Here is a 24,367-nt window from a genome sequence, read left to right as displayed (position 1 = left end):
CAAGGGCGCGTTAGCGTGAGTCACGAAGACCTCCGTGGAGCGGATGTGAGGGTGGTACCCACATCGTCCCGGAGGTCTTCGCCTCACCTCACACGATCACAACGTGTCGAGGAAGAACAGCTAGCTCGCGAGGATGCGCTGGAGCTTGGAATCGGATGCGGCGCGCCGCCCGCCGGCGGCGAGCACGAGCTCGTCCACGGCGGCGAAGAACGTCGCATGATCGGCGGGAGCCGCGGGGCCGAGCTCGACCTCCCACTCCCGCCAGGAGTCCTCGTGGCCGGTGCGCTCGGCGCGCCCGCGGACGCGGTCGTCCACGACCTCGGCGATCAGGGCTCCGGTCTCGTCGCGCAGCGCGTACGCCCGGCGCGGGTTGTGCAGGCGCGCGAGCGGAAGGAACGGCGGCTGCGCATAGGGCGCCAGCGCATCCACGACACCCCCCGGCACCTCCTGATCGCCGGACACCGGCGCGTCCAGCGGCCAGTGCCACTCATGCCGGCCGTCGGCGGCCGAGGTCTTCACGTGCCAGCCCTCATCCGGTCCGCCGGTGCGGCGCCGCAGAGCGATGGACTGGCGCGCGAGCGCGAGGTCGTCGGTGTCGAAGTATTGCGCGTCGAGGGGGCGAAGCTCAGCCCCGCCGATCGAGGCGACGCCGGGCAGACGCATCCAATCCGGAAGCGGCGTGTCCTCGTCGACGTCGTATTTGCGCTCGACCTCTACGGAGTGGGAGGGGTCACTCAACGGCGCAGACTCATTCGTCTCTGCCGTCGGGGTCGGGGTCGATGTCCTCCGTCGCCTCGATGTAGACGAAGTGCGCCTCGGTCGGGCCATCGTGAGCACCGGTGTGCTCATCCTCGCCGCGACGGCGGTAGATGAGCTGACCCTCGCCGTAGGGCACGATGAGCGAATCCGTGACACCGGGCTCGAGGGGGATGATCTGCCCGTCCAGCGGGCCTCCGGAGAGTCGTGCGATCGCCATGAGGGACAGCGTAGTGTTCGGCGGTCCCATATCTGCGAATGCAAGCGTTTCCACTCTTCCCCTAGACTCGCCTCCGTGAAGGCCATCCGCACGTTCACCGTCCGCCCCGTCCTCGCCGAGTCGCTCGCGCCGCTCGACGCGCTCGCCGCCAACTTCCGGTGGTCGTGGTCGCGCACTCCACGCGATCTGTTCGCCTCCATGGACCCCTCCCTCTGGTCTCAGGTCGGCGAGAATCCCGTCCGGATGCTCGGCGCCATCGGTCAGAAGCGACTCGATGAGCTCGCCGCCGATGCCGCGTTCGTCGAGCGGGTCAACGGCGAGGCGGAGCGCCTGCGCGGCTACCTCACGGGCGACCGGTGGTTCCAGCAGCTCGAGGGCGACAAGCCCGCGCACATCGCGTACTTCTCCCCCGAGTTCGGCGTCGACGGGTCGCTCCCCCAGTACTCGGGCGGACTCGGCATCCTCGCCGGCGATCACCTGAAGAGCGCGAGCGACCTCGGCGTCCCGCTCACCGGTGTCGGCCTGTTCTACCGCTCCGGATACTTCCGGCAGTCGATCGGCGACGACGGGTGGCAGCGCGAGAGCTACCCGCTGCTCGATCCGTACGGCCTCGGGCTGACGCTGCTGCGCGGCGAGGACGGCGCGCCCGTCGAGGTCTCCCTCGACCTGACCGACGACCGCCGGCTGTCGGCTCGCATCTGGATCGCCGACATCGGTCGCGTCCCGCTGCTGCTCCTGGATGCCGAGACCCCGTCCAACTCCGACGAGATGCGCCGCGTCACCGACCGACTGTACGGCGGCGGCGGCGAGCACCGCCTGCTGCAGGAGCTGCTGCTCGGCGTCGGCGGCGTGCGCGCGGTGCGCACGTTCGCGGCCCTGACGGGGCGCCCCACGCCCGACGTCTACCACACCAACGAGGGTCACGCCGGGTTCCAAGGGCTCGAGCGCATGGCCGGGTACATGACGGACAGCGGGCTGAGCTTCGACGAGGCGCTGGCGCAGGTGCGCGCATCCACCGTCTTCACGACGCACACGCCCGTGCCCGCGGGCATCGACCGTTTCCCGCGCGATCTCATCGAGAGCTACCTCGGCAGCGACCTCTTCTCGGGAATCGACCCGGTCCGAGCGCTCGCCCTCGGGCTCGAGGACTACCCGGGCGGCGACCCGGGCGTCTTCAACATGGCCGTCCTCGGTCTGCACCTCGGCCAGCACGCCAACGGCGTGTCGCTGCTGCACGGCAAGGTCAGTCGCGGCATGTTCGGGCAGCTGTGGCCGGGGGTCGACACCGACGAGGTGCCGATCGGCTCCATCACGAACGGCGTGCACGCGCCGACGTGGGTGCACGCCAAGCTCAAGGCGCTGAGCGAGGAGCGCTTCGGCGACTCGCACACGGCCACGCACGACTGGACCGACACGAGCGTCGTCAGCGACGCCGAGCTGTGGGGCATCCGCCAGTCGATGAAGGCCGACCTCGTGGCCGAGGCGCGACGGAGGGTCGCGGCATCCATCGGCGACACGATCACGCCCGCATGGGTCGACGATCTGCTCGACACGAACGTGCTCACCATCGGCTTCGCCCGCCGCGTCCCGACGTACAAGCGCCTGACGCTGATGCTGCGCGACCCGGAGCGGCTCACGCGCCTGCTCACCGACCCCGAGCGGCCGGTGCAGATCGTGATCGGCGGCAAGTCGCATCCCGCCGACGACTCGGGCAAGATCCTCATCCAGGAGCTCGTGCGCTTCAGCCGCGACCCGAAGGTGCGCGGGCGGATCGTGTTCCTGCCGGACTACGACATCACGCTCGCCAAGACGCTGTACCCCGGCTGCGACGTGTGGCTGAACAACCCGCTGCGCCCGCTCGAGGCGTGCGGAACGTCGGGCATGAAGGCCGCGCTGAACGGCGCGCTCAACCTGTCGATCCTCGACGGATGGTGGGACGAGTGGTTCGACGGCCGCAACGGCTGGGCGATCCCGACGGCCGACACCGCGTCGAACGACGAGGAGCGCGACGACGCCGAGGCGGCCGCGCTGTACGACCTCATCGAGCACCAGCTGGTGCCCGCGTTCTACGAGCGCGAGGGCGGCATCCCCACCGGATGGCTCGGGATGGTGCGCCACACGATGACCGATCTCGGCTCGAAGGCGACGAGCGACCGCATGGTGCGCGACTACGTGCAGGCGCTGTACGTGCCGGCCGCGAAGCACGAGGCCGCACTGCGCGCCGACGACTTCGCCGAGGCCCGCGCCCTCGCTGCGTTCATCGAGCGCGTGCGCGCCTCGTGGCCGGCGGTGCGCGTCGCGAGCGTCGACAGCAGCGGCATCCCGCAGCAGGCACAGGCCGGGGATGTGCTGGAGATCCAGGCCAGCGTGGCGCTCGACGGCCTCTCCCCCGACGACGTCGCGGTCGAGGTCGTCTACGGGCCCGTGGACGGTGACGACGACCTCGGAGCCGACCGGCGCACCGAGCGCCTCGTCCCATCGAGCCCCGCCGGCGCCGACGGTCTCACGGTCTTCAGCGGCCGGCGCACGCTCGAGGCGACGGGATCGTTCGGGTACACTGTGCGTGTCGTGCCGGCCCATTCTCAGCTCGTGTCGGATGTCGAACTGGGACTTGTCGCTTTCGCGTCTTAATCTCCCCTCTTTATATTCTCAAGATCTCCCAATTTCGGCGCCGCGCCAATAGACTGGCGGCCTGGGGAATGGGGGATTCCATGCGTGGTCTTGCGCAAACACTTGTATTGACCGGCGCCGTGAGGGCCGTCGACATGTCGGCGGCACTCGCCGAAGTGGGTGACGGTCCGGATCTGGCACGCAGCATTGTCGCAAGCGGACTCGCGACGGATGCGCAGATCGCCGAGGCGGTCGCACTCAATTCCGGGCATCGATATGTCGACCTGGGAATGCTCAGCATCCCCTCCGACGTCATCGGTCTCGTTCCGGGACCACTGTGCCGGAGGTATCAGGTCCTTCCTATCGAGCGCACGGGCGACCAGTTGAAGGTCGCGATGCTCGATCCGACCGACATCATCGCGATCGACGACATCGCCTCGATCACCGACCTTCGGATCAATCCGGTGGTCGCCGCGGCCGACGCGCTCGCGCAGGCGTTCGAGCGGTACCTCCGCAGCGACGACGAGCTGAGCGACCTGTCGGAGCAGATCGGCGAGTCGGCCGCGGCATCCACGGTCGTCTTCACCGAGAGCCTCGAGGAGGGCGATTCCGACGCCCCCATCGTGCGGTTCGTGAACCTGCTGATCACGCAGGCGATCAACGACCGGGCGAGCGACATCCACATCGAACCGGGTGAACGGTACCTGACGGTGCGGTTCCGCATCGACGGCGTGCTGCACGAGATGCAGCGGGCCGACCGTGCGATCCAGGACGGCATCATCTCGCGCCTGAAGATCATGTCGGCGATCGACATCGCCGAGCGCCGCCGCCCGCAGGACGGCCGCCTGTCGGTCGCGCACGAGGGCCGTCAGGTCGACCTCCGCGTCGCGACCCTGCCGACGGTGTGGGGCGAGAAGATCGTCATGCGCATCCTCGACAACTCCGGGCAGTCGATGACGATGAGCGACCTGCAGATGTCGTCGACGAACCTCGGTCGGTTCCGCGCCGCGATCGAGCGTCCGCACGGGCTCGTGCTCGTGACGGGTCCGACCGGCTCCGGCAAGTCAACCACGCTCTACACGGCGCTGCGCGAGGTCGCGAACCCACGCATCAACGTCATCACGGTCGAAGACCCGGTGGAGTACCGCATCCCGGGCATCAACCAGGTGCAGGTGAACAACAAGGCCGGCCTGACGTTCCACTCTGCGCTGCGCTCGATTCTGCGCAGCGACCCCGACGTGGTGCTCGTCGGCGAGATCCGCGACAACGAGACCGCGATCATCTCGATCGAGGCGTCGCTGACCGGTCACCTCGTGCTCTCGACACTGCACACCAACGACGCGCCGAGCGCGCTGACGCGTCTCACCGAGATCGGCGCCGAGCCCTTCCTCGTGGCGACCGCGACAACCGCCGTGGTGGCCCAGCGCCTCGCGCGCCGGTTGTGCATGAAATGCCGCAAGCCGTTCACGGAGTCCGGCACCGTGCTGGCATCCCTCGGTCTGCCTTACGACGAGCGCGACGCTCCCGTGCTGTACAGCGCAGTGGGATGCCCCGCCTGCTCGAACACGGGCTATCGCGGCCGCATCGCTCTTCACGAGGTCATGACCGTGACCGACGAGATCGAGCGCCTGGTCGTGACGCACGCCACAGGCACGGAACTTCGCGACGTCGCCATCGAACAGGGCATGGTGCCCCTGCGGGAAGACGGCTGGTCGAAGGTCGCTCAGGGATTCACGACGATCGAAGAGGTGCTGCGCGTCACCGTGTGAATCGCCCCGCGGGCCGCGTCAGCGCGCGGCAATGAGTCTGCGCTCGGGTCCTTCCAGGCGGGCGACGGCGACTTTCAGCCCGCCGAGTTCGTGTTGATCTCAGCTGACATGTACACACGCCCATTCTGCGCCCCGGCCGACGAACACCACTGAGTTCGCATCTGCGGAGTCGCGCCGGCGGAGCCCCTGCTGGGGAGGAGACGTGAATCGCGACCGCATCCGCCGACAACAGGTATCAGTGTCACGCCCGCGTCCTCTCTGAGGGAGGGGACGCCCCGTCCCCGGGCAAGGGGAGATCATGGAACGCAATCGATTCGTCGCGGGTGGCGTCGTCGCCGCTCTTCTCGTCGGCGGGGGCGTCTTCGCCGCCACACAGTTCGCGAACGCCGCATCCACCGACACCACGCTGTACGCGTGCGTGCAGTCGTCGGATGGGAACATGCGGATGGTGAGCGCGGGCACCGTCTGCAAGAAGTCGGAGGACCCGGTCTCGTGGAACGTCACGGGCCCGCAAGGCGTACCCGGTCCTCAGGGCTCCCCCGGTCCGCAGGGCACGCCCGGTCCGAAGGGCGACAAGGGTGACCCCGGTGCGAGCGGCACGGGTGCACCTGCGCCCTCCGTCTTGGGATTCCTCGAATCGCCCGACTTCCACGGCTCGTCCACGATCGCCGGTCACGAAGGCGACGTCGAGATCACCGGGTTCCAGATGGGCGTCATCGATGACACGCCGGCGATCGGCGGAGCCGGGGCGGGCTCCGGCAAGGTCCAGGTGTCGCCGATCACGATCACGAAGCACACGGATGCGGCATCCGTCGCCCTCCTGAAGCTCGCCTTCGGCGGCACGCACATCCGGGACGCGAGGATCACTCTGTGCAGCGACCCGAAGAACTGCGCTGCGACCCTCACCGGCGTCTACGAGCTGAGCGAGCTCGTCGTCTCGAGCGACAAGCACGACGCGACCGGAGACGCAGAGTCCGTGTCGCTCTCGTTCGTGAAGGTGAAGTACACGGTCGGCTCCGACGTCGTCTCGTGGGATGCCGCGACCGCCAAGGTCGGCTGACTGCACGGGAGCCCCCCATCGCTCGACTTGCCGAGTGGATGCGGGGGCGACCGTGTGCGGCTCAGTGCTCGTGACGAGGTCGCCATTCGGACGTTCAGCGTTCTCTGATATCGACCAGCCCATCGAGCCCTCTCAGGCCGGCGGCGCTCCGCGTGACCGCCACGAGGTCGAAGGAGGCTGCTTCGGCGGACTCAGGACCGAAAAGGAGGGGGGCCCTGAGCCCGCCGAAGATCGAGAGAGATCGCAACGTCAGTGTTGCTTCGAGAGATCTCCGTACAGCGTGAAGATCGGCAGGTAGAGCGAGATGACCATGCCGCCGATGAGGATGCCGACGCCGACGATCAGGATCGGCTCGATCGTCGCCGTGAGCTGCTCGGTCGCCGTCTCGACCTCGTTCTCGTAGAAGTCGGCGATGCTCGCGAGCATGTCGGAGAGGGTGCCGGACTCCTCGCCGACCGACACCATCTGCGACACCATCGTGGGGAAGATGTTCGCCTTGGCCAGCGGGACGGCGAACGACTTGCCCTGGCGCACCGACTCCTGGATCTTCTCGACCGCCTGCTCGATGGCCCAGTTGTTGGATGCCTGGGCCACGATCGACAGCGCCTGGATGAGCGGCACACCCGCCGTGAGCATCATCGACAGATTGCGCGCGAAGCGGGCGACGGCGATCTTCGTCATAAGCGGTCCGAACACGGGAAGCTTGAGCTTGAGCGGGTCCACGCGCTTGCGGAAGCCTTCGGTGTCCTTCTTGCGGGACCACCAGCCGACCGCGACAAGCACAAGGATCACGAGCACCGGCAGGATCCACACCATGTTGTGCGAGATGATCACGAGGATTTGGGTCGGGAGGGGCAGATCTGTGCCGAGCCCCTTGAACATCCCTTCGAAGATCGGCACGACGAACGTGACCATCGCGAGCATGCCGAGAATCGCGATGACGAACACGATGATCGGATAGGTCGTCGCCGACCGGATCTTGTTGTGCAGCTCGGCTTCGTTCTGATACGTCTCGGCGATCGAGGTGAGCGACTGCCCGAGGAATCCGCCCGTCTCGCCGACGCGCACGATCGAGATCATGAGCGGCGGGAAGATCTTCGGCTGTTTCCCCAGGGCGACCGAGAACGGCGAGCCCGACTCGACATCCGCCTGCACCTTCACGAGCGCGCTCTGCAGCTGCTTGTTCTCGGTCTGCTCGACCAGAATCGTGAGGCACCGCATGAGCGGCAGGCCCGCGTTGATGAGCCCAGCGAGCTGCTTGGCGAACATCGCGAGGGCGTCGACCTTGACCCTCTTCTCGAACCCGGGGATCTTGATCTCCTGGTTCAGGCCGGTCTTCGACACCGCCGTGACGTCCAGCGGAGTAAGACCCTGGGCCTTGAGCTTGGCCGAGACCGCGGTCTCGCTCGCGGCCTCGAGCGTCCCCTTGACCACCGGCCCCCCTGCGGGATTGATCGCGCGGTACGTGTACTCCTGCACGATGGGCATGTCAGGCTCCGATCCCCTCGCGGCGTGCACGCCGCCCGCCCGAGTGCGATGCCCACGCGTCGATGTCGAGGTCGCGGGGTCGCACGCGCGCCCCGTCGAGCGTCGAAGGGTCGACCGCGGCCTGCCGGGCGACGTGCGATGCGACGACGCCCTCTTCGACGAGCCGGCGCAGATCCTGGTCGAGCGTGTGCATGCCGAGACTCGAACCCGCCTGCATCGCGGAGTAGATCTGCGGGATCTGCCCCTCACGGATGAGGTTCGCGATCGCCGGGGTGTTGACGAGGACTTCGGTCGCGATCGTGCGCCCGTCGGACTGCGCGAGAGGAAGCAGCGTCTGGCTGATGATGCCCTGCAGCGTGTCGCCGAGCTGCGTGCGGACCTGGTCCTGCTGGTGCGACGGGAACACGTCGACGATGCGGTTGATGCTCTTCGAAGCACCCTGCGTGTGCAGCGTCGAGAGCACGAGGTGGCCGGTCTCGGCCGCCGACAGGGCCGTCGCAATCGACTCGGGGTCGCGGAGCTCGCCGATGAGGATCACATCCGGGTCCTGGCGGAGAATACGTCGCAGAGCCTCGGCGAACGAGCGCGTGTCCGACCCGATCTCACGCTGGTGGATGAGCGACCGCTTGCTCGTGTGCTGAAACTCGATCGGGTCTTCCAGCGTGATGATGTGCGACGGCTTGAGCTGGTTGACGATGTCGATCATCGCGGCCAGCGTCGTCGACTTGCCCGAGCCGGTCGGCCCCGTGACGAGCACGAGTCCGCGCGGCTTGAGGGCGAGCTCGCCCGCGATCGCCGGCGCGCCGAGCTCTTCGAGCGTCATCGCCTTCGTCGGAATGAGCCGGAACGCCGCGGCAACGTGCCCGACCTGGCGGAATACGTTGACGCGGAAGCGGCCGACCCCGGGCGCGGTGTGCGCGAGGTCGGTCTCTCCGGTCTTCTCGAACACCGACCGCTGCTCGGGCGACATGATCGAGGCGAGTGCCTGCTCGACCCAGTTCGCGGGCAGCGGATCGGTGAACCCGGGGATCGGCATCAGGTCGCCGTCGAGCCGCATGGCCGGTGGCCAGTTGGCTGTGAGATGCACGTCGGACGCCTCGGCCTCCGCCGCGATGCCGAGCAGCCGGTTGAGGGCGGTGATGTCGCTCATCGGTCAGCCCTTCACCGCGTCGAGATACGTCAGGGCGTCGACCGTGAGCTTCATCTCCGTGCCGGTCACCGCCAGGGTGCTCGTGTTCACGGTCACGATACGCGTGCCCTTCTGGAGCGCATCCAGAAACGTCGCCGCCGCACCCGGGTCGGGCACATTCACAGCGATCTTCACCACGATCTGTACCCGCGTGGATGGCGCAGCCACCGGGGCTCCTGACGTCGAGCCGGTGGCGCCCGACGCGGATGCGCCGCCTTCCGCCGTTGCCGACGGGCTCGGCGCCGGGGTCGCGGCTGGAGTGGAAGCCGGAGCGGGAGCAGCGACTGTGCCTCCCGCCGCCACGATGGCGACATCGGGGGTACGCGGTGCGTATGGTCCGGTCTCGGCGATCTGCACGCCGGTGACTTCTGCGCCCGCGGTCGCGGCGGCATTCGCGACGAGTTCGAACACGTCGTCCGTCTGCGGCGTCGCGGGAAGCTGTGCGCGCAAGCCTGCGACACTGCTCTTGATCCCGTCGTACCCCTCCTTCGCCTTCGTCAACGCGGCGATCTGCGCCTCGTACGTCGAGTTCGTGCCGCGCACCGTGACCGCCTGCATCTGGGTCGCCTGCGACTGGAGGAACAGCGGCACTGCGATGAGCGCGATGCCAGCGGCGAGCAGACCTACGACGATCACGATGCCCAGCACGTTGACGAGCTGCTTGGAAAGACGCATCACTTCGCTCCCTTCGGTGCGGTCGTGTACACCGACTGGTCGAGCGTCACGGTGAGCTGGTATGTGTAGGTCGCCTGCGTGGCTGCGGCACCCGTGCCACTCGCGCCCTTTCCGGTCAGGTCGGTGCCGTCGGCGGCGATGACACCGTCGACTGTACGGAGCGTGCGGATGACAGAGGCGAGGTCCACCGCGTTCGGGCTCACCATCGTGAGTGTGCCGCGGAGTCCGGCCGCCTTCGGCTCATCCGCGGGAGCGGAAGCCCCGGAACCGGAGGATCCGGATGCCCCAGCTGTGCCGGAGGCGGCCAGACCGGCCGGGATCGCACCCGGCGCGAGCGTGAAACCGGTCAGCGTGACGCCCGAGGGCAGCGCACTGATGAGAGCAGTCAGCGTGCGCGACCATTCCACGTCTGTGGCGGTGGATTCGGCGGCGAACGTGCCGAGCTCCTTCTGCACGCCGAGCGCGTCCCGGACGTCGGAGAGCTTCGCAAGGTCGCTCTGTAGAGCGGTCGTTCGCTGCACCTCGGCGCCGAGGGTCGCGAGCGAGACGACGAGCAGTCCCGTCACCGCCACTGCGAGGAGCGCCAGCACGACCACCACGGCGACGACCGCCCAGGCCCAGCGGCGGAGAAGACGGGACAGCTGCCGGCGCTCGATCTCGGCGCGGGGCAGCAGGTTGACGCGCGGCGTGCCCGCGAACGCCGGTATGGGCGACACGGCCATCAGTTGCCCTCCCCGTATGCGATGCCGAAGGTCGTGACAAGGTTGTATGCGGCTTCGCCGACAGGCTGGCCGGCCCCACGGAACGGCACGAGATCGCCGAGGGCGAGCACGTGCGTCGGAAGCCCCGTGGCGCTCGACAACGCCGTCACGATCGTGGGGTTCGCCGCTCCCGCCCCGGTAAGCCGGATCGACTCAAGAGGTGCCGAATCGGGCTTGCCGCCGTAATACCCGAGCGTCGACCGCACGCGGTTGACGAGGTCGGTGATCGCCTTCCACTCCTGATCGACCTCAACGCTGCGCGCGCGCACGTCAGCCGAGGCCAGCCGCAGCGCCGACCGCCTCGTCGCCGGGGTGCCGTCGGCCGGATCGGCGATGCCGGCGAACACAGGCTCGGGCTCCGGTACCGGTGCTTCGATCACCTCTCGGCGCCGCGTGGCCGCCGTGGGAATCTCTGCAGGGATGATCCGCACGAACCGCGGAATGCCTGCCTGCGCGATCACGACGAATGTCGTGTGCTCGCCGACATGGATCATCGCGGTCGGTTCCCCGCCCGGCGAGAGCACACCCGCGATGCGGGCGAGACCGAAAGGAGTCAGGTCGACGGCATCCACCTTCAATCGTGCCTTCTTGAGCGTGTCGATGAGGTCTTCGATCGTCTCGGCCACCGCGGCGACGAGAAGGCCCTGCACCTCGCCGCCGGTTTCGGCGATCGGATAGAAGTCGAGCACAGCCTGATTGACCGGCACCGGCAGCAGATCCTGCACCTGGAACGGCAGCGCTTCTCGCATCAGGTTCGGCGCGATCTTCGGCGCGATGTGCTCGCGCACGAGAATGCGACGACTGCCGACGCCGAGCACGACGTTCCGGCTCCTGAAGCCCGCCTGGACCCACAAAGTGCGCACGGCCAGTGCAACCGCGTCGCGGTCGATCACTTCGGAGTCTTTCGCCGCGTCGACCGGCAGCGGCACTTCACCGCAAGCCACGACCGTGGGGCGGCGCCCGACAGTCACCTCGACGGCACGCACGCTCTCCTCAGTGATCTCGATGCCCACACGAGTGTTCGCCACGATCACATCCCTCCCTTCCGCGCCCCTCCGCGCGGAAATCTGTCACGGACCGACATGCAGCAGCCCGGTGTACCAGCGGCCGATCATCTCGCCTGCGATGATGCCGACCCAAGCGCCCGCGAGCATCCACGGTCCGAACGGGATGGCGCTCTTCCGCGACGCGCGGCGCGCGAGGATGAGTGCGAGCCCGAAGACGCCGCCCAGGGCGAACGCGGCAAAGGCGCCGACGACGAGCGCACCCCAACCGATCCACCCGAGGTAGAGGCCGACGACGCCCGCCAGCTTGACGTCGCCGCCGCCCATGCCGCGGCGTCCGATCATGCGGATCAGGAAATAGAACACGTATAGCCCCGCCATACCGACGCCGGCCCGCACGAGGTTCTGCCAGTCGGCACCGGCGACGCAGGCCGATGCGAAGAGAGCGATCGCGACGAGGTAGCTCGGCAGCACGATCGCGTTCGGCAGCCGGTGCCTATCGAGGTCGATGAGCGTGAGCACGATGCTGATCGCGGCGAAGTAGAGATATGCCGCGAGCTGGATGCCTCCGGAGAGCGTGAGCGGCGCGGTGCTGAGCGCTACCCAGGTGACGACTCCGAAGACAACCCCCGTGGCTGCTTCGACGAGCGGGTACCTCGCCGAGATCGGCGACCCGCACGAAGCGCAGCGACCGCGTAGCACGAACCAGCCGAGGACAGGCACGTTGTGCCACGGCTTGATCGCCGTGTCGCAGTGCGGGCAGCGGCTCTCCCGGGTGAGCGGCACGGCCTCGGGCACGCGGTACGCGAGCACGTTGAGGAAAGAGCCGATCACGAGACCGAGGGCGGTGGCGAGGACGACGAGGAGAGTGTTCATGTCACCTCTCACTCTGCGACAGGCGGCCGCCGAGGGTCTGCACGATGGTAGTGACGAGGATCGGGTCGGATCCACCTCGGATGCGGCATCCAAACTTCGGGAACGCCGGCGGCCAGGTCATCGACTGGCACGCATATGTGGCCCCATTGCCGAACGTAAGGCCCGACGATCCGACATAGAGCTGACCGTCAAAGGTGGAGTTGACGTTCCCGGTGAGCCCACATGCCGAGTAGACCATGACCTTGGTCGTGGTGACGTTCACGCCAGTGTCCACACCGAACTTGTCCTTCGTGCTGCCGTTCCCGCAGTCGGGCTGAGGCTCTCCGCCAACGAGATTGCGGCTGGCGTCGCTGTGCACGAACAGCACCTGGTGCGTCGTCGCCGGGATGCTGCTGGTGAGGTTGCCCGACAGTGTGACGTCCATGCGGGAGGCAGTTGGCACGATGAAGATCACATCGCGCGTGAGCGCACCCGAGGGCAGGGCGATCGTCGCCTTGTTGCCGCACGTCGTGTAGTCGAACATGAGGGTGCCGGTGCCGGCGGTCATGTACGCCATGAGCTGCGCGTTGCTGAGAGAGCACGGGTTGACCGTCTGGCTGGGGTTCCAGCCGGATGCGCCGTCGAGGTCGACCCACTTCGTGACGTCCTTCACCCACGCCATCGTCGGATAGAAGCCGGGGAATGCGGTGTTCGGCGACTTCGTGCCCGACACCGTCCATTTGCTCGTGTCCACGGTGATGGAGGTAGCCGCCTGCAGGTTCCCCTTGACGGTTCCGGTGCTCGAGCCGGTCCCGGACAGGTTGACGTAGCCGCCGGCGGTGATGTTCCCGGTTCCCGCTGTAGACCCGATGGTGAAGCCGTTCGAGGGCAGGTCGACGTAACCACCTGCTTGGATCGACCCGGTGATCGTGACCGACTGACTGTTGGTGCTCACGTTGTTCGCCACGTATACGTCGCCCGTGATCGTGCAACTCGTGCTGAACCCGGCGCTTCCGTTCGTGACGTACAGGTCTCCCGTGATCGTGCCGCTGTTCGGGCACGTGTAGTCGCCCGACCGCACGACGAGGTCGCCGCTGTAGTTCGACGACATCGACGAGACCGATCCGCCGAAGTAGGTGAGCACGCCGCCCGCCGAGTCCTGATAGGTCTTCTTCCACGGGTAGACCGCGTCGATCGTCGTCGTGTCGCCGTTGGTGCCCGTGCCCGTCGACGTGATGACGACCCAGTTGCTGTTGATATCGGGGCAGGCGGCGGTGAGTCCTGCCGAGGTCTTGGGCTGCGTCGGATCCGTCGACGGGTAGATGGTCGATGAGTACACCGGGTCCGTGCCGGTGTGCGTGAAGGACGTCGCCGAGCAGCCGCCCGCCGCGTTGAGCGAAGCGACGGCGGCGTCGCGCCCGGACTCCGCGGCGACGAACGCCTGAAGGTTGCTGTGGTTGCGCGAGTTGAACTGCGTCGTGAAGATCACGGTGCCGACGATCACGACCGACGCGATGACACCGACGAGCATGACCATGAGCACAGCGAACAGGACCGCTCCGTCGTCGGTGGGAGTCGCCTGCTGACGGCCTCGCAGCGAGCGGATGCGCCGGAGCGCGTTGTGGATCACCAGCATGGTGAGGTCACCCCCGTGGCGTTGCGTGGTGCGATCGACCCGGCGAAATGCACCGGAGCGGAGTGGGTTGTGGAATCGAAGTCGTAGTAGACAGCGTTGCTCGTCACCGTGGTCCAGAAGAACGGGTCGGTGCCGTGCTGGGCGACGCCAGATTGCCACGTCGGCCAGGTGGATGCGGCGGGCAGCGCGCCGGAAGTCTGGATGAACTGGGCGCCGCCGCCGGTCGTGATACGGAAGCCTTGACAGACGAGGCTGTTGTCGAGGCTCGTCCGCACCATGAGCGTCGTGCCGTCGGGCGAGATGTCGTAGACGAGGGCATTGCGGAGCGATCGTTCGAGGGTTCCGGCGACGAGCTGTCCCCGGCTCGTGCCCGACGTCTGGGACATCACCTGGTCCTGAGCGCGGAACATGTTGACGACCACCATGACGATCACCGAGGCGACCAACGCGCTCAGGATCATATACATGATGAGTTCGATGAGGCTGATACCGTCATCGTCGGCAGTGACCTGCACAAGGTTGTGATTCATGGAACGTACACCAGACCCGTTGCCCAGCTGAGCTGGGTGCCCGAGCTGTTCACAGCCTTGTAGGTCACGGTGACCGTCGTGTTGGAGCCGCACACGACCGCTGGTGGGGTCACGGTGAACGTTCCGGTGACGGTGAACGCCCGACCCGACCCGTCCGTGTACGATTTCGTCCCGGTGTTCGCGGAGATGATCGCGCACGTCGGGTGGTCCACCCGTAGTGCGTCCATGAGGGCACTGATCTGGCGCGTCGCCGTCGCCGTGGCGGACTGCTGCGCAGAGTAATTGATGCCCTGATAGAGCAGGGGCAGGAGAGCGATCGCCAGGAGACCCAGCAGGATCACGCTGATGATCACCTCGACGAGGCTCACTCCGTGCTCTGAATCGTCCATGGAACGAGACATCAGCTCTCACCCCCTCCCAAGCGTGAGTCTGAGGATGCCTCCAGCGCCGGCGACGTCGTCGCCGGCGCTGGAGGCCAGGCTGGTATCAGCAGCCGGGACCGGACTTCTGAGTGCCAGCGGGCGTGCCGCTCGGTGCGCCCGTGGTGGACCCTGCAGCAGTCGCGGTGACACAGAACGCGTCGATCTTGCTCGGGTTGCTCAAAGCGAGCGTGGCGTCGCTCGTCTTGAAGATCGTCAGCGCGGCGGCCGTTCCATCCGTAATCGACGCTCCGCCAGCCGCGACAGCCGGGGTGTTTCCGTTCCCGATCGACGCCGCGACGGCGCTGGCAGCGTTAGCAGCGATGCCCTTCAGCGCGTTGTCCTTCGCGGAGCCCTGGATGCCGAGGAAGATCGGAATCGCGATGGCAGCGAGGATGCCGAGGATGATGACGACGACGATGAGCTCGATGAGCGAGAAGCCCTCTTCGCCGTCCTGACGGCGCTGCTCGGCTGCGGCGACGTAATAGTTCATGGTGCGCATGTCTTGTTCCTTCTTGGTTGGTGTGTGAGTCGGACTGTTAGCAGCCGGGGCCGGACTGAGCGACAGCGGCTCCGGTAAGAGTCGCGTTCGTCGCCCCGACGGCCGTGGCATTGACGCAGAACGTGTCAATCGCCGTGCCGCCCGAGTTGGTGAGGACGGCGTCGCCCGTCTTGAAGATGTTGTTCGTGCCGTCGGTGATGGTTCCCGTGCCGGGGAATGTCGGTGTCTTTCCGTTTCCGATCGCAGCTGCAACAGCGCTAGCAGCGTTACCGGCGATGCCCTTCATCGCGTTGTCTTTCGACTGCTGCTGGATGCCGAGGAAGATCGGAATCGCAATCGCGGCGAGGATGCCGAGGATGATGACGACAACAATGAGTTCGATGAGCGAGAAGCCGTCCTCGCCGGTCTCTTCTTTCTTGCGCCGCTTCGCGGCTTCGATGTGATTGCGCGCAGCAAGCATGTGATTGCTCCCCCATAGGTGATGGATACAGAGGCGTCCGGGCACGACACACCGATCTACCGTGACCGACAGTCGGGTTTTTGCCGGTCGCCCCCAAGACGAGATCTGCAGCCTCACCAAGGCGGTTCGCCGCATCTCCAATTCGAATTCTGGGGGTGCGCAAGACACATAGTCAATGCAAAACGGCTCAGCTTTTCCTCAGGGTTCTCTTCCGTCTGCTGCTGGCGATATGCCCGCCGATCAGCCGAAAAGTCGCCGACATTCGGATGCCGACCATGAGGGCGGCCGGCCATGGAATGCAGTCGAGGCGATAGCGATCGGATCGCGTCAATCCACGAGATCGGAGCCTCCGGCGTGCAGAACCTGGCCTCATCGCCGAACGTGGAACTCGCGTATCGTGCAGGCGATTCGGCGATCTACCGGGTCGTCGGCTGCGGCGTGCGGTAGTCCGCCGTTCCGGTCCGGGAACCCGCTGATCGCGACGATGTCCGCTAACGCTGCCGTGACGGATTCTCGCAAAGCGAGGTCGCCATGATCAGCGAGTAGACGCATCCCGCACTGCGTATCGAGAGCAGATGCGTCAATTCCCCAGAGTGGGAGATGCTCGTAGCCCCAGCCGTGATTCAAGTCCCACCTCTGATTCTCCGGAGGGAGAGGGCCGACGTCAATGCCGAATGCCTCAAGATTTGCCAAAGTTTCGAGGGACGGGCAGGCACAGCAGTTCCCCACGAAAGCGATACGCCCGGCCGCCGATCCTCCGAACGGTGGCCGGGCGCGTCGTCGCTTCCCCCCTGAAAGGTGCTCCGCGTTCCCCCTTCATCGATCTTGGGCGGAACAGGACCGACGGTCAATGCGCCGCGGCTCAGGTTCTCCTCAGGGTTCCGAACAACCACACCGCCGAAGGCGGTCGTGCGATGACTATGCGTCGAGTACCTCGAGCGCCACCACCGCGAGGTCACCCTCGCCGAGGGACTCGGCATCCCGCACCGCCCTCTTCAGCGGCAGCACATACGCCTCGCGACCCGAGTCGGGAAAGATCGAGGTCGTCCAGCTCGACCCGCCGATGCGGGCGCGCACGCGCACGGATCCGAAGCCGCGCTGCGGCCGTGGGATCTCGCGGATGTCGGCGCTCAGCTCGGGCGGCAGCGACGTGAAGAACCAGGAGTCGGTGCGCGCATCCCAGCGCCAGACTTCCCCCTCGAACTCGATCAGCATGAGGTGGAGCGTAGTCGGAGGGTGCGACCCCCGGGTGTTGCGGGCGGCTCCGCCACGTAACAGGTGTCGACAGGGACTTCGCCATAGGTTACCTTCCTGTCAGTAAGTCATCCATCCCTCGACGGAGAGGAAAAGCATGACCCCCACCCCCCACCGCCGGCCGCGCGAGCACCGCCGCCGGATCGCCCGATGGGCGACCGCAGCGCTCGCCGGCACCGCCCTCGTCGCGGCATCGCTGATGTCCGCCGGCGCCGCAACCGCGGCTCCGCCTCAGAGCGTCGACCCGACGCATCCCGATTTCGGACCCAACGTGACCGTCTTCTCACCGGCCACTCCCCCGTCCGAGGTGCGTGACACGCTGCACGCCATCGCTGACCAGCAGCGCAACGACGAGATGGGCAGCGCGCGCAAGGCCGTGTACTTCCTGCCCGGGCAGTACGGCACCACCGCCGATCCGCTGCAGTTCGAGGTCGGCTACTACACCGAGGTCGCCGGGCTCGGGCAGAACCCCGACGACGTCACGCTGACCGGCGCGATGGAGGTCTACAACCGGTGCCTCGGCGGCGGCGGCACGTCGAACTGCCTCGCGCTCGACAACTTCTGGCGCACGGTGTCGAACCTCGCCCTGCACATCGACAAGGCCGGCCAGGACGGATGCCGGTCGAGCGCGAACTTCTGGGCCGTCTCGCAGGCGGTCTCGATGCGGCGCCTCGACATCTCCGGCGCGAACGTGTCGCTGATGGACTACTGCACCGCCGGTCCGCAGTATGCGAGCGGCGGCTTCATCGCCGACTCGAAGCTGCCGTTCACGATCAGCGGATCGCAGCAGCAGTGGCTCACCCGCAACAGTGTGCTCGGCGGGTGGTCGAACGGCGTGTGGAACCAGGTGTTCTCGGGTGTCACGGGTGCCCCGGCGGAGACGTTCCCGTCGCCGAACCCGTACACGGTCGTCGACAAGACGCCGATCAGCCGCGAGAAGCCGTACCTCTACGTCGACGACCAGGGTCGCTGGAATGTGCGGGTGCCGGCGGCGGAGCAGTCCACGTCCGGAGTGTCGTGGGCGAACGGCGTGACGCCGGGTCGCAGCATCCCCATCACCGACTTCTACATCGCGAAGCCCGGCGATGCGGTCTCGACGATCAACGCGGCCCTGGCGCAAGGGAAGAACCTGCTGCTGACACCGGGCATCTACGACATCGACAAGACGATCCAGGTGAAGCGCCCGAACGCGGTCGTGCTCGGCATGGGGCACGCGACTCTCACGTCGGTGGGCGGCGCGACCCCGCTGCAGGTCGCGGACGTCGACGGCGCGATCGTCGCCGGTGTGACCTTCGACGCGGGAGCGACGCTGTCTTCGACCCTGCTCCAGGTCGGGCGACCCCATGTGGGCAAGCCGATGGATGCCGCGAACCCGATCACGCTCAGCGATGTGTACTTCCGCGTCGGAGGGCCGCACGTCGGCAAGACCACGACCGCGCTGAAGGTGGATGCGGACAACGTGCTGATCGATCACACCTGGGTGTGGCGCGCCGACCACGGCATCGAAGGATTCACGAACGGCGTGAACGGCGACACCGACCGGTGGAACACCAACACCGGGACGACGGGCGTGATCGTGAACGGGACGGACGTGACCGCGACAGGTCTGTTCGTCGAGCACTTCCAGACGTACAACGTGCTCTGGAACGGCAACGGCGGCCGCGTGATCTTCTTCCAGAACGAGCTGCCGTACGACCCGCCCACACAGGCGGACTGGACGCAGCCCGACGGGACGCTCGGATACCCGGGCTACGCGGTCGGCGCAGGCGTGACCACGCACGAGCTCGACGGCGGCGGCGTGTACGTCTTCAACCAGAACAACCCGTCCATCGTGACGGCGAACGGGTTCTCGGTGCCGGACGCGCCCGGGGTCGTGCTCAACCACATCATGACCGTCAACCTGTCAGCGGGGACGATCCAGCACGTGGTGAACGGCGTCGGCGGACAGGCGGACACCTCGAACATCGGGCAACCGCGGTTCGTCGTGAGGTACCCGGCTCCGTAGTCGGTGGTCGTTCGGGTCGGCCGAGGTGCTGTGCACCTCGGCCGATCCTTCCGCTCAGCGACCGGCGGCGAGGAAGAGCCGGCCGGTGCCGGTGATGGTGAGGGATGCCGCGTCGGCCACGAGCGCGAAAGAGCCGCGGGGAAGCCGCATCCATTCGTCACCCGTGGCGAGGTCGAACTCGCCCTCGACGACCATGGCGATGCCGGCCGCCTCGATGTCGGCGCGCGCGTCGCCGGTGACGGCATACAGCTCGAAGCCGGCGGGCGGACGGTAGGCGAGGATGTTGTCGCCGAGGCGTTCCGGCTCGAGGCGGGGGACGCCGCCGGGGGTGAAGTCGAGCACACGGCGCAGCTCGGGGACGTCGATGTGCTTGGGCGTGAAGCCGCCGCGCAGCACATTGTCGCTCGGGCCCATGATCTCGACGCCGAGGCCGAGCAGGTAGGCGTGGATGTTGCCCGCCGGCAGCCACAGCGCCTCGCCGGCGGCGAGCGTCGCATGGTTGAGCATGAGCGCGACGGGGATACCGGGATCGCCCGGGTACTCCGCGACGAGGCGATCGAGGAGTGCGAGGTCGCGGGCGTGGGCTCCGGGCGTGTGGGCTGCGGGGTTGTGGGGTGCGGGGTCGTGTTGCGGGCCTGTCGAGGAGACGTCGGTGAGGAGATCGACGAGCGTCTTCGACTCGGGCTCGCCGGAGAGGAGCCAGACGAACGCCTCCTCGATCGACCGCTCGACGCGCTCGCGCCAGGCGCCGAAGATGGGGTCGGGCGCGCGGAGCTCGAGCGCATCGATCAGCGAGAGGACCTCATCGACCGGACGGAACCCGCAGAGCGCCTCGAACCCGTCCTCGAGAGCGACGATGACCTCGGGCTTCGCGAAGGGATCCTTGTAGTTGCGGACAGCGGCGTCGCGCGGGATGCCGGCGGCCTCTTCGCGCTCGAAGCCCTCCGCTGCCTGCTCGGGGGTGGGATGCGCTTGCAGCGAGAGTGGATGCGCGGCCGCGAGGATCTTCAGCAGGAATGCGAGTCGGATGCCCGATGCGGTCTCCCAGGCGTGGAGGTCTCGCGGGTTGGCGCGGCCGTTTTCGGTTTCGGCGGCGGCTGCGGTTGCGGCTGCGGTTGCGGCCTCGGCTTCGACGATGCGGCTCGGCGAGAGGGGGTGGGCGCCGAGCCAGAGTTCGGCTTCTGCGGCGTCAGTGGCGTCTCGGCCGAGGAGTCGCGAGATCCCTCCGGGCTGGCCCCAGGCGTAGTCGCGCGGGTCGTTGTCGATCGGGATGAGCATCGGCGCAGGCATGATGCATCCAGTCTCGCCGATGAATCCTCGAACGGAGTGCAGGGTCGATCGAGGTGCGTGTGTGAGGAGCACCCCGCGCCGCGCCGGCTGACGCGTCGCCGGGGCGATCAGAAGGGTGGCGGCTCGTGGGTCCTGTGACCGGTCGGCGTGATCACTTCGACGGAGCGATTGGGGCGCGTGCGATACCGGAATCGGGTGCGGTGCCTGATCGCATGGTCGCGCGGGCAGAGCAGACGTTCGTTGTCCAGGTTCGTGAGGCCTCCGCGCGCCCACTCGTGATCATGGTCGATGTCGCACCGCAGGGCGAGACGGGTGCATCCGTCGCGGGCGCACGTCCCGTGCTGGAGGATCAGCCAGTCCCGCTGCGCCTGCGTCGGGCGGTAGGTGCGGCGATCCATGTCGACGACCACCGAGCGGACCGGGTCGACGATCACACGCCGGAAGGCTGTCGCCTCCATGAACAGCTGCGTCGCCGCAAGGCGGGCGGTCGATGTCGTCGCCGCCGACGATCCGGGCGGACTCCGGATGCCCCGTGCCGCCGCACGCGGTGCATCGACCGTGCTCATCCACCGTCAGCCCGGCGAGGACGCCGACCGGCACGGTCACATAGACCTTCGTCTTCACCGCAGTGGACGTCCCGGTGCCGCGGAGCCAGGCGACGGCAAGGTCGGCGCGGATCTGATCGCGGGCCCGCCTCTCTTCCCGGTTCTTCGCCTGATGCTTCGCCGTCGACGTGAGGCGGCCCCACACAGCGGCGATGCTCTCGGCGCTCGCGGTCAGACTCAGTTCAGCCATGCCGTCGGGTAGCGAGCGGCGGATCATGGCGCGATCTTCCATGGCGTGGGCGTGCCGCGCCTCCGGTGAGCGGGCATCGAGCCGTCCGAGCAGACGACTCAGCCGGCTGCGGAACGAACCCGGCGTCACCGCCGGAGCCCACTCGCTCGTCTTCGCATCGAGTTCGTCGACGGACTGGGCCGCATGGGCTGCTGACGCGGCACCCCGTCCGGCATCTCCCGTGGGCCCTCCGGGTTGGAGCCGATACGCACCCATCAGTGCGGCGTCGACCAGCCCCAGCGCGATGAATCCCTCCTCCGCGCGGCGCCACAGCGATGGCAGGTGCTCTCGCGCGTCGCGGCAGATGCGCACCGCATCCCGAAGCGCCGTCTCGGACTGGGCGAGACGTAGTGACAGGTCGAGCAGCACTGCGCTCTCGGCGTAGTCCGCGGCGTGCGCGCCGGTCGCGACCGTGTACACATACGGATGCGCACGTGCGACCTCTATCGCCTCGAGGATGTGCAGCGCTCGCAGCGCGGCGAGGCGGTTCACGTCGAGTTGGTCTGCGACGTCGTTCAACAGGCCATCCAGCATGACCTCCATGGGCGGGCGCGGCGTCGCCGCCATGAGGAGATCGCTCACCGACATGTCGCGCGGATCGATGAATCGATCCCGATCTTCGTCGAAGAAATCTTCGGGGAAAGCGGAGCCACCACGGGTTGACATATGTCCAGATTAGGTCTTATGTTCGACTCATGCAAGCCCGAGCTTCGAAGATCTTCGCGAATCGCCTCCGCACGTCAGGGTCGCGGATGCGGCGTCTCGCCGCGCGCGAGCATGGCCACCAGGCGCTCGATGCGGTTGGTGCGCGTGGTGGGCGTCGCCGCCGTCGTCACGCGATGCAGGACGGAGTAGCGATTCGTGGCGTCGAGCCGCACGAACAGGTCCGCCGCGGCGGGCTCGGCCGCCAGTGCGGCGGCGAGGTCGTCGGGAACCTGTGCCGTCGCGCCGCCGGCGTAGGCGCGCTCCCAGCGTCCGTCGCTCTTCGCACGGTCGATCTCGCTCTGCCCGCGCGGACGCATCCTCCCCTCGACGGTCAGGCGCTCGACGAGGCCGACGTTTCGCGCCGACCACAGCGAGGCCGAACGGCGCGGAGTGAATCGCTGAAGAAATGTGGTCGCGTCGAGGCTCGCCTTCTGGCCGTCGATCCAGCCGCTGCACAGAGCCTCGTCGAGCGCCTGCGCGTAGGTGAGCGAGGTCGGCGACGTCGTCCCCTTCTTCGCCAGGACGAGCCATACCCCCTCGGAGATGCCTTCGTTGGCATCGAGCCAGCTCCGCCAGGCGACGACATCCACGACGACGAACGGTTCCCTGTCAGCCATTCGGTCATGCTAGCGAGGGGGTGCGACCCGGCGGACGCCGGGGTGCCACTCTCTCCACATGGAGGAGGATGGGAATCGTGCAACCGATCCAGCGCCGATCGCTCGTCGACACCGTCGTCGACAGCCTCCAGTCCGAGATCACCTCCGGCGCGTGGGAGGTCGGCAGCCGCATCCCCACCGAGGCGGAACTCGTCGCCCGGCTCGGTGTCAGTCGCCCGTCCGTGCGCGAGGGTGTGCGGGCGCTCGTGCAGCTCGGGCTCCTCGAGACTCGGCAGGGGGACGGGACGTATGTCGTCGCCGACGACCCGACCGAGGTGGCACTGCGCCGCACCCTCCACACGGCCGATGCGCATGAGGTCATGCGAGTGCGGCGCGCCCTCGATGCGCTCGCGGCGCGCGAGGCCGCGGTCAACCGCACCGCCGATGATCTCGCCCACCTCGAGGCGGAGCTCCGCGCCCGGGATGATGCGGCTCGGGGCGGCGACGCCGACGCGTTCACCGATCACGACGTCGCATTCCATCTCGGCGTGGTCGCGGCATCCCACAACCTGCTGCTCGCGGGGATCTACGCGAGCTTCGACGCATCCCTCCACAGCGCCGTTTCGCGGAACTCGCACGGCTCCATGTCGATCGCGTCCACGAGCGCCGACCGCCACGAGGCCCTCTTCCACGCAATTCGCGACCGCGACGTGGATGCTGCGCAGGAAGCCGCGCTCGACGTCATCATCCGCTCGGAGGAGCTGATGGAGGACTGACGGTGACCGTCAGGGAGCCTTCCGCGCGCTGGGTCATCCGCGCCGGGACGCGAGCGCGGAGCTCTCCGCGCGACGGTGTGGCGACGCGCGGCGCTAGATGATCGGAGGCAACTCCACCGCCGTGCCGCTCACGGTGATGCCGCCCTCGCGCGGGATGTCGACCGTGAGCACGCCGGGCCGCCCGACGTGCTCGCCCTGGCGGATGGTGATGCGTGCGGGAAGCTCCCGGTCGCCCAGCTCACGCAGATAGGCACCGGTGGATGCCGCCGCCGATCCGGTCGCGGGATCCTCGGTGATCCGTCCGACAGGGAACGGGTTGCGGGCGACGAACCCGTCTTGCGTCGGGAGGAGCAGGGTCACCGTCCCGGTCCACCGCTGCTCGTCCATGAGGGCTCGCATCGCCTCCGGGTCGAACGCCAGGCGATCGAAGACATCCCGGTCGGAGAACACGACGATCGGATGCGGGTTCCCCGCGTTCGAGAGGCGCGGCGGATACTGCTCGGCGAGATCGGCGCGCTCGACGGTGCGCCCGTCGAGCGTGAGCAGGGCCAGCAGGCGGTCGAGCACGTCTGGATCGAGCTCGCTCACGACCGGGTCGACGCTCGTGAAGGACGCTTCGACGAGGCCGCCCTCCGTCCGACGCGTGCGGATCCGGATGACGCCGGCCTGCGTCGAGAAGGTGTACGACTCCTGGCCCGCCTCGCGCGCCGCCAGGGCGACCGCGGTGCCGAGGATCGCGTGACCGCAGAACGGAACCTCCGCGTACGGCGAGAAGAACCGCAGCGCGACCGCGCCGTCCGCGGCCCGATCGGTGACGAAGGCCGTCTCGGAGTAGTCGACGTCGGCCGCGATCGCGAGCATCTCGGCCTCGCTGAGGGCCCCGGCATCCAGCACCACCCCCGCCGGGTTGCCACCCTCCGGGCGATCCGTGAACACGGCCATGCGCAGCACTTCGACGTCGGTCACACCGTGC

General features: G+C 67.8%; 23 protein-coding genes. 5 read left to right on the top strand and 18 right to left on the bottom strand.

Annotated elements, in window-relative coordinates; genetic code table 11:
* Positions 1-120: 120 nt before the first annotated feature.
* Both AC0NZN_RS17545 and AC0NZN_RS17540 read right to left on the bottom strand, forming a co-directional pair.
* A complete protein-coding gene (locus tag AC0NZN_RS17545; protein ID WP_474593611.1) occupies positions 121-738 on the bottom strand; it encodes a CYTH domain-containing protein in 618 nt (205 codons plus the stop codon).
* Positions 739-748: 10 nt separating this feature from the next.
* Positions 749-976 (bottom strand): response regulator, encoded by a 228-nt coding sequence (locus tag AC0NZN_RS17540; protein ID WP_474593610.1) that lies wholly within the window; start codon positions 974-976, stop codon positions 749-751.
* Between the two features lie 75 nt (positions 977-1,051).
* Here AC0NZN_RS17540 and glgP point away from each other — a divergent pair, with 75 nt between their 5' ends.
* From glgP to AC0NZN_RS17525, 3 genes are all read left to right on the top strand, one after another.
* Complete coding sequence (gene glgP / locus AC0NZN_RS17535; protein WP_474593609.1) at positions 1,052-3,607, top strand: alpha-glucan family phosphorylase; 2,556 nt, start codon at positions 1,052-1,054, stop codon at positions 3,605-3,607.
* Positions 3,608-3,687: 80 nt separating this feature from the next.
* The gene (locus tag AC0NZN_RS17530) at positions 3,688-5,355 is read left to right on the top strand and encodes a GspE/PulE family protein (protein WP_474593612.1); all 1,668 of its coding nucleotides are present in this window, start codon (positions 3,688-3,690) and stop codon (positions 5,353-5,355) included.
* Between the two features lie 298 nt (positions 5,356-5,653).
* Positions 5,654-6,415, top strand: a complete 762-nt coding sequence (locus AC0NZN_RS17525; RefSeq protein ID WP_474593608.1) for a type VI secretion system tube protein Hcp — start codon at positions 5,654-5,656, stop codon at positions 6,413-6,415.
* A gap of 249 nt (positions 6,416-6,664) precedes the next feature.
* Here the strand turns inward: AC0NZN_RS17525 and AC0NZN_RS17520 are convergent, their stop codons facing one another.
* From AC0NZN_RS17520 to AC0NZN_RS17465, 12 genes are all read right to left on the bottom strand, one after another.
* Positions 6,665-7,903 (bottom strand): type II secretion system F family protein, encoded by a 1,239-nt coding sequence (locus AC0NZN_RS17520; protein WP_474593607.1) that lies wholly within the window; start codon positions 7,901-7,903, stop codon positions 6,665-6,667.
* 1 nt (position 7,904) lies between these two features.
* Positions 7,905-9,053, bottom strand: a complete 1,149-nt coding sequence (locus tag AC0NZN_RS17515) for a type IV pilus twitching motility protein PilT (RefSeq protein ID WP_474593606.1) — start codon at positions 9,051-9,053, stop codon at positions 7,905-7,907.
* Positions 9,054-9,056: 3 nt separating this feature from the next.
* Positions 9,057-9,767 (bottom strand): hypothetical protein, encoded by a 711-nt coding sequence (locus tag AC0NZN_RS17510; protein WP_474593605.1) that lies wholly within the window; start codon positions 9,765-9,767, stop codon positions 9,057-9,059.
* Positions 9,767-10,489 carry a hypothetical protein gene (locus AC0NZN_RS17505; protein WP_474593604.1) on the bottom strand — a complete coding sequence of 241 codons (723 nt, stop codon included), beginning with the start codon at positions 10,487-10,489 and terminating at the stop codon, positions 9,767-9,769. The genes AC0NZN_RS17510 and AC0NZN_RS17505 overlap by 1 nt, the downstream gene beginning before the upstream one ends.
* Positions 10,489-11,556 (bottom strand): pilus assembly protein PilM, encoded by a 1,068-nt coding sequence (pilM, locus tag AC0NZN_RS17500; protein ID WP_474593603.1) that lies wholly within the window; start codon positions 11,554-11,556, stop codon positions 10,489-10,491. Before pilM ends, AC0NZN_RS17505 begins: the two co-directional genes overlap by 1 nt.
* Positions 11,557-11,598: 42 nt before the next feature.
* The gene (locus AC0NZN_RS17495) at positions 11,599-12,408 is read right to left on the bottom strand and encodes a prepilin peptidase (protein WP_474593602.1); all 810 of its coding nucleotides are present in this window, start codon (positions 12,406-12,408) and stop codon (positions 11,599-11,601) included.
* 1 nt (position 12,409) lies between these two features.
* Complete coding sequence (locus AC0NZN_RS17490) at positions 12,410-14,023, bottom strand: hypothetical protein (protein WP_474593601.1); 1,614 nt, start codon at positions 14,021-14,023, stop codon at positions 12,410-12,412.
* On the bottom strand, positions 14,014-14,553 hold the full coding sequence (locus AC0NZN_RS17485) for a hypothetical protein (protein WP_474593600.1): 540 nt from the start codon (positions 14,551-14,553) through the stop codon (positions 14,014-14,016). Before AC0NZN_RS17485 ends, AC0NZN_RS17490 begins: the two co-directional genes overlap by 10 nt.
* Entirely contained in the window at positions 14,550-14,942 is a 393-nt protein-coding gene (locus AC0NZN_RS17480; protein ID WP_474593599.1) for a prepilin-type N-terminal cleavage/methylation domain-containing protein, read from the bottom strand. Before AC0NZN_RS17480 ends, AC0NZN_RS17485 begins: the two co-directional genes overlap by 4 nt.
* Positions 14,943-15,039: 97 nt before the next feature.
* On the bottom strand, positions 15,040-15,474 hold the full coding sequence (locus AC0NZN_RS17475) for a type II secretion system protein (RefSeq protein ID WP_474593598.1): 435 nt from the start codon (positions 15,472-15,474) through the stop codon (positions 15,040-15,042).
* Positions 15,475-15,511: 37 nt separating this feature from the next.
* Positions 15,512-15,934, bottom strand: coding sequence for a type IV pilin protein (locus tag AC0NZN_RS17470; protein WP_474593597.1), 423 nt, complete (start codon positions 15,932-15,934; stop codon positions 15,512-15,514).
* 918 nt (positions 15,935-16,852) lie between these two features.
* Entirely contained in the window at positions 16,853-17,149 is a 297-nt protein-coding gene (locus AC0NZN_RS17465; protein WP_474593596.1) for a DUF1905 domain-containing protein, read from the bottom strand.
* A gap of 136 nt (positions 17,150-17,285) precedes the next feature.
* Here AC0NZN_RS17465 and AC0NZN_RS17460 point away from each other — a divergent pair, with 136 nt between their 5' ends.
* Positions 17,286-19,193: an adenylyl cyclase gene (locus AC0NZN_RS17460; RefSeq protein ID WP_474593595.1), complete on the top strand. Its 1,908-nt coding sequence runs from the start codon at positions 17,286-17,288 to the stop codon at positions 19,191-19,193.
* Positions 19,194-19,247: 54 nt separating this feature from the next.
* Here AC0NZN_RS17460 and manA read toward each other — a convergent pair whose 3' ends face one another.
* The 3 genes from manA to AC0NZN_RS17445 form a co-directional block, all read right to left on the bottom strand.
* Entirely contained in the window at positions 19,248-20,483 is a 1,236-nt protein-coding gene (gene manA, locus AC0NZN_RS17455) for a mannose-6-phosphate isomerase, class I (protein ID WP_474593594.1), read from the bottom strand.
* A 279-nt stretch (positions 20,484-20,762) separates the two neighbouring features.
* Positions 20,763-21,983, bottom strand: a complete 1,221-nt coding sequence (locus AC0NZN_RS17450; RefSeq protein WP_474593593.1) for a hypothetical protein — start codon at positions 21,981-21,983, stop codon at positions 20,763-20,765.
* A 74-nt stretch (positions 21,984-22,057) separates the two neighbouring features.
* On the bottom strand, positions 22,058-22,639 hold the full coding sequence (locus AC0NZN_RS17445; protein ID WP_474593592.1) for a YdeI/OmpD-associated family protein: 582 nt from the start codon (positions 22,637-22,639) through the stop codon (positions 22,058-22,060).
* Between the two features lie 77 nt (positions 22,640-22,716).
* On the opposite strand from AC0NZN_RS17445, the gene AC0NZN_RS17440 reads away from it, so the two are divergent.
* Positions 22,717-23,394: a FadR/GntR family transcriptional regulator gene (locus AC0NZN_RS17440; protein WP_474593591.1), complete on the top strand. Its 678-nt coding sequence runs from the start codon at positions 22,717-22,719 to the stop codon at positions 23,392-23,394.
* A gap of 93 nt (positions 23,395-23,487) precedes the next feature.
* On the opposite strand, the gene AC0NZN_RS17435 is transcribed toward AC0NZN_RS17440, so the two are convergent.
* Positions 23,488-24,360 carry a PhzF family phenazine biosynthesis protein gene (locus AC0NZN_RS17435; RefSeq protein WP_474593590.1) on the bottom strand — a complete coding sequence of 291 codons (873 nt, stop codon included), beginning with the start codon at positions 24,358-24,360 and terminating at the stop codon, positions 23,488-23,490.
* Positions 24,361-24,367 lie beyond the last annotated feature (7 nt).

This window comes from Microbacterium sp. sgz311019 (assembly GCF_056135325.1).
This window is presented reverse-complemented; position numbering and strand designations above follow the sequence as displayed.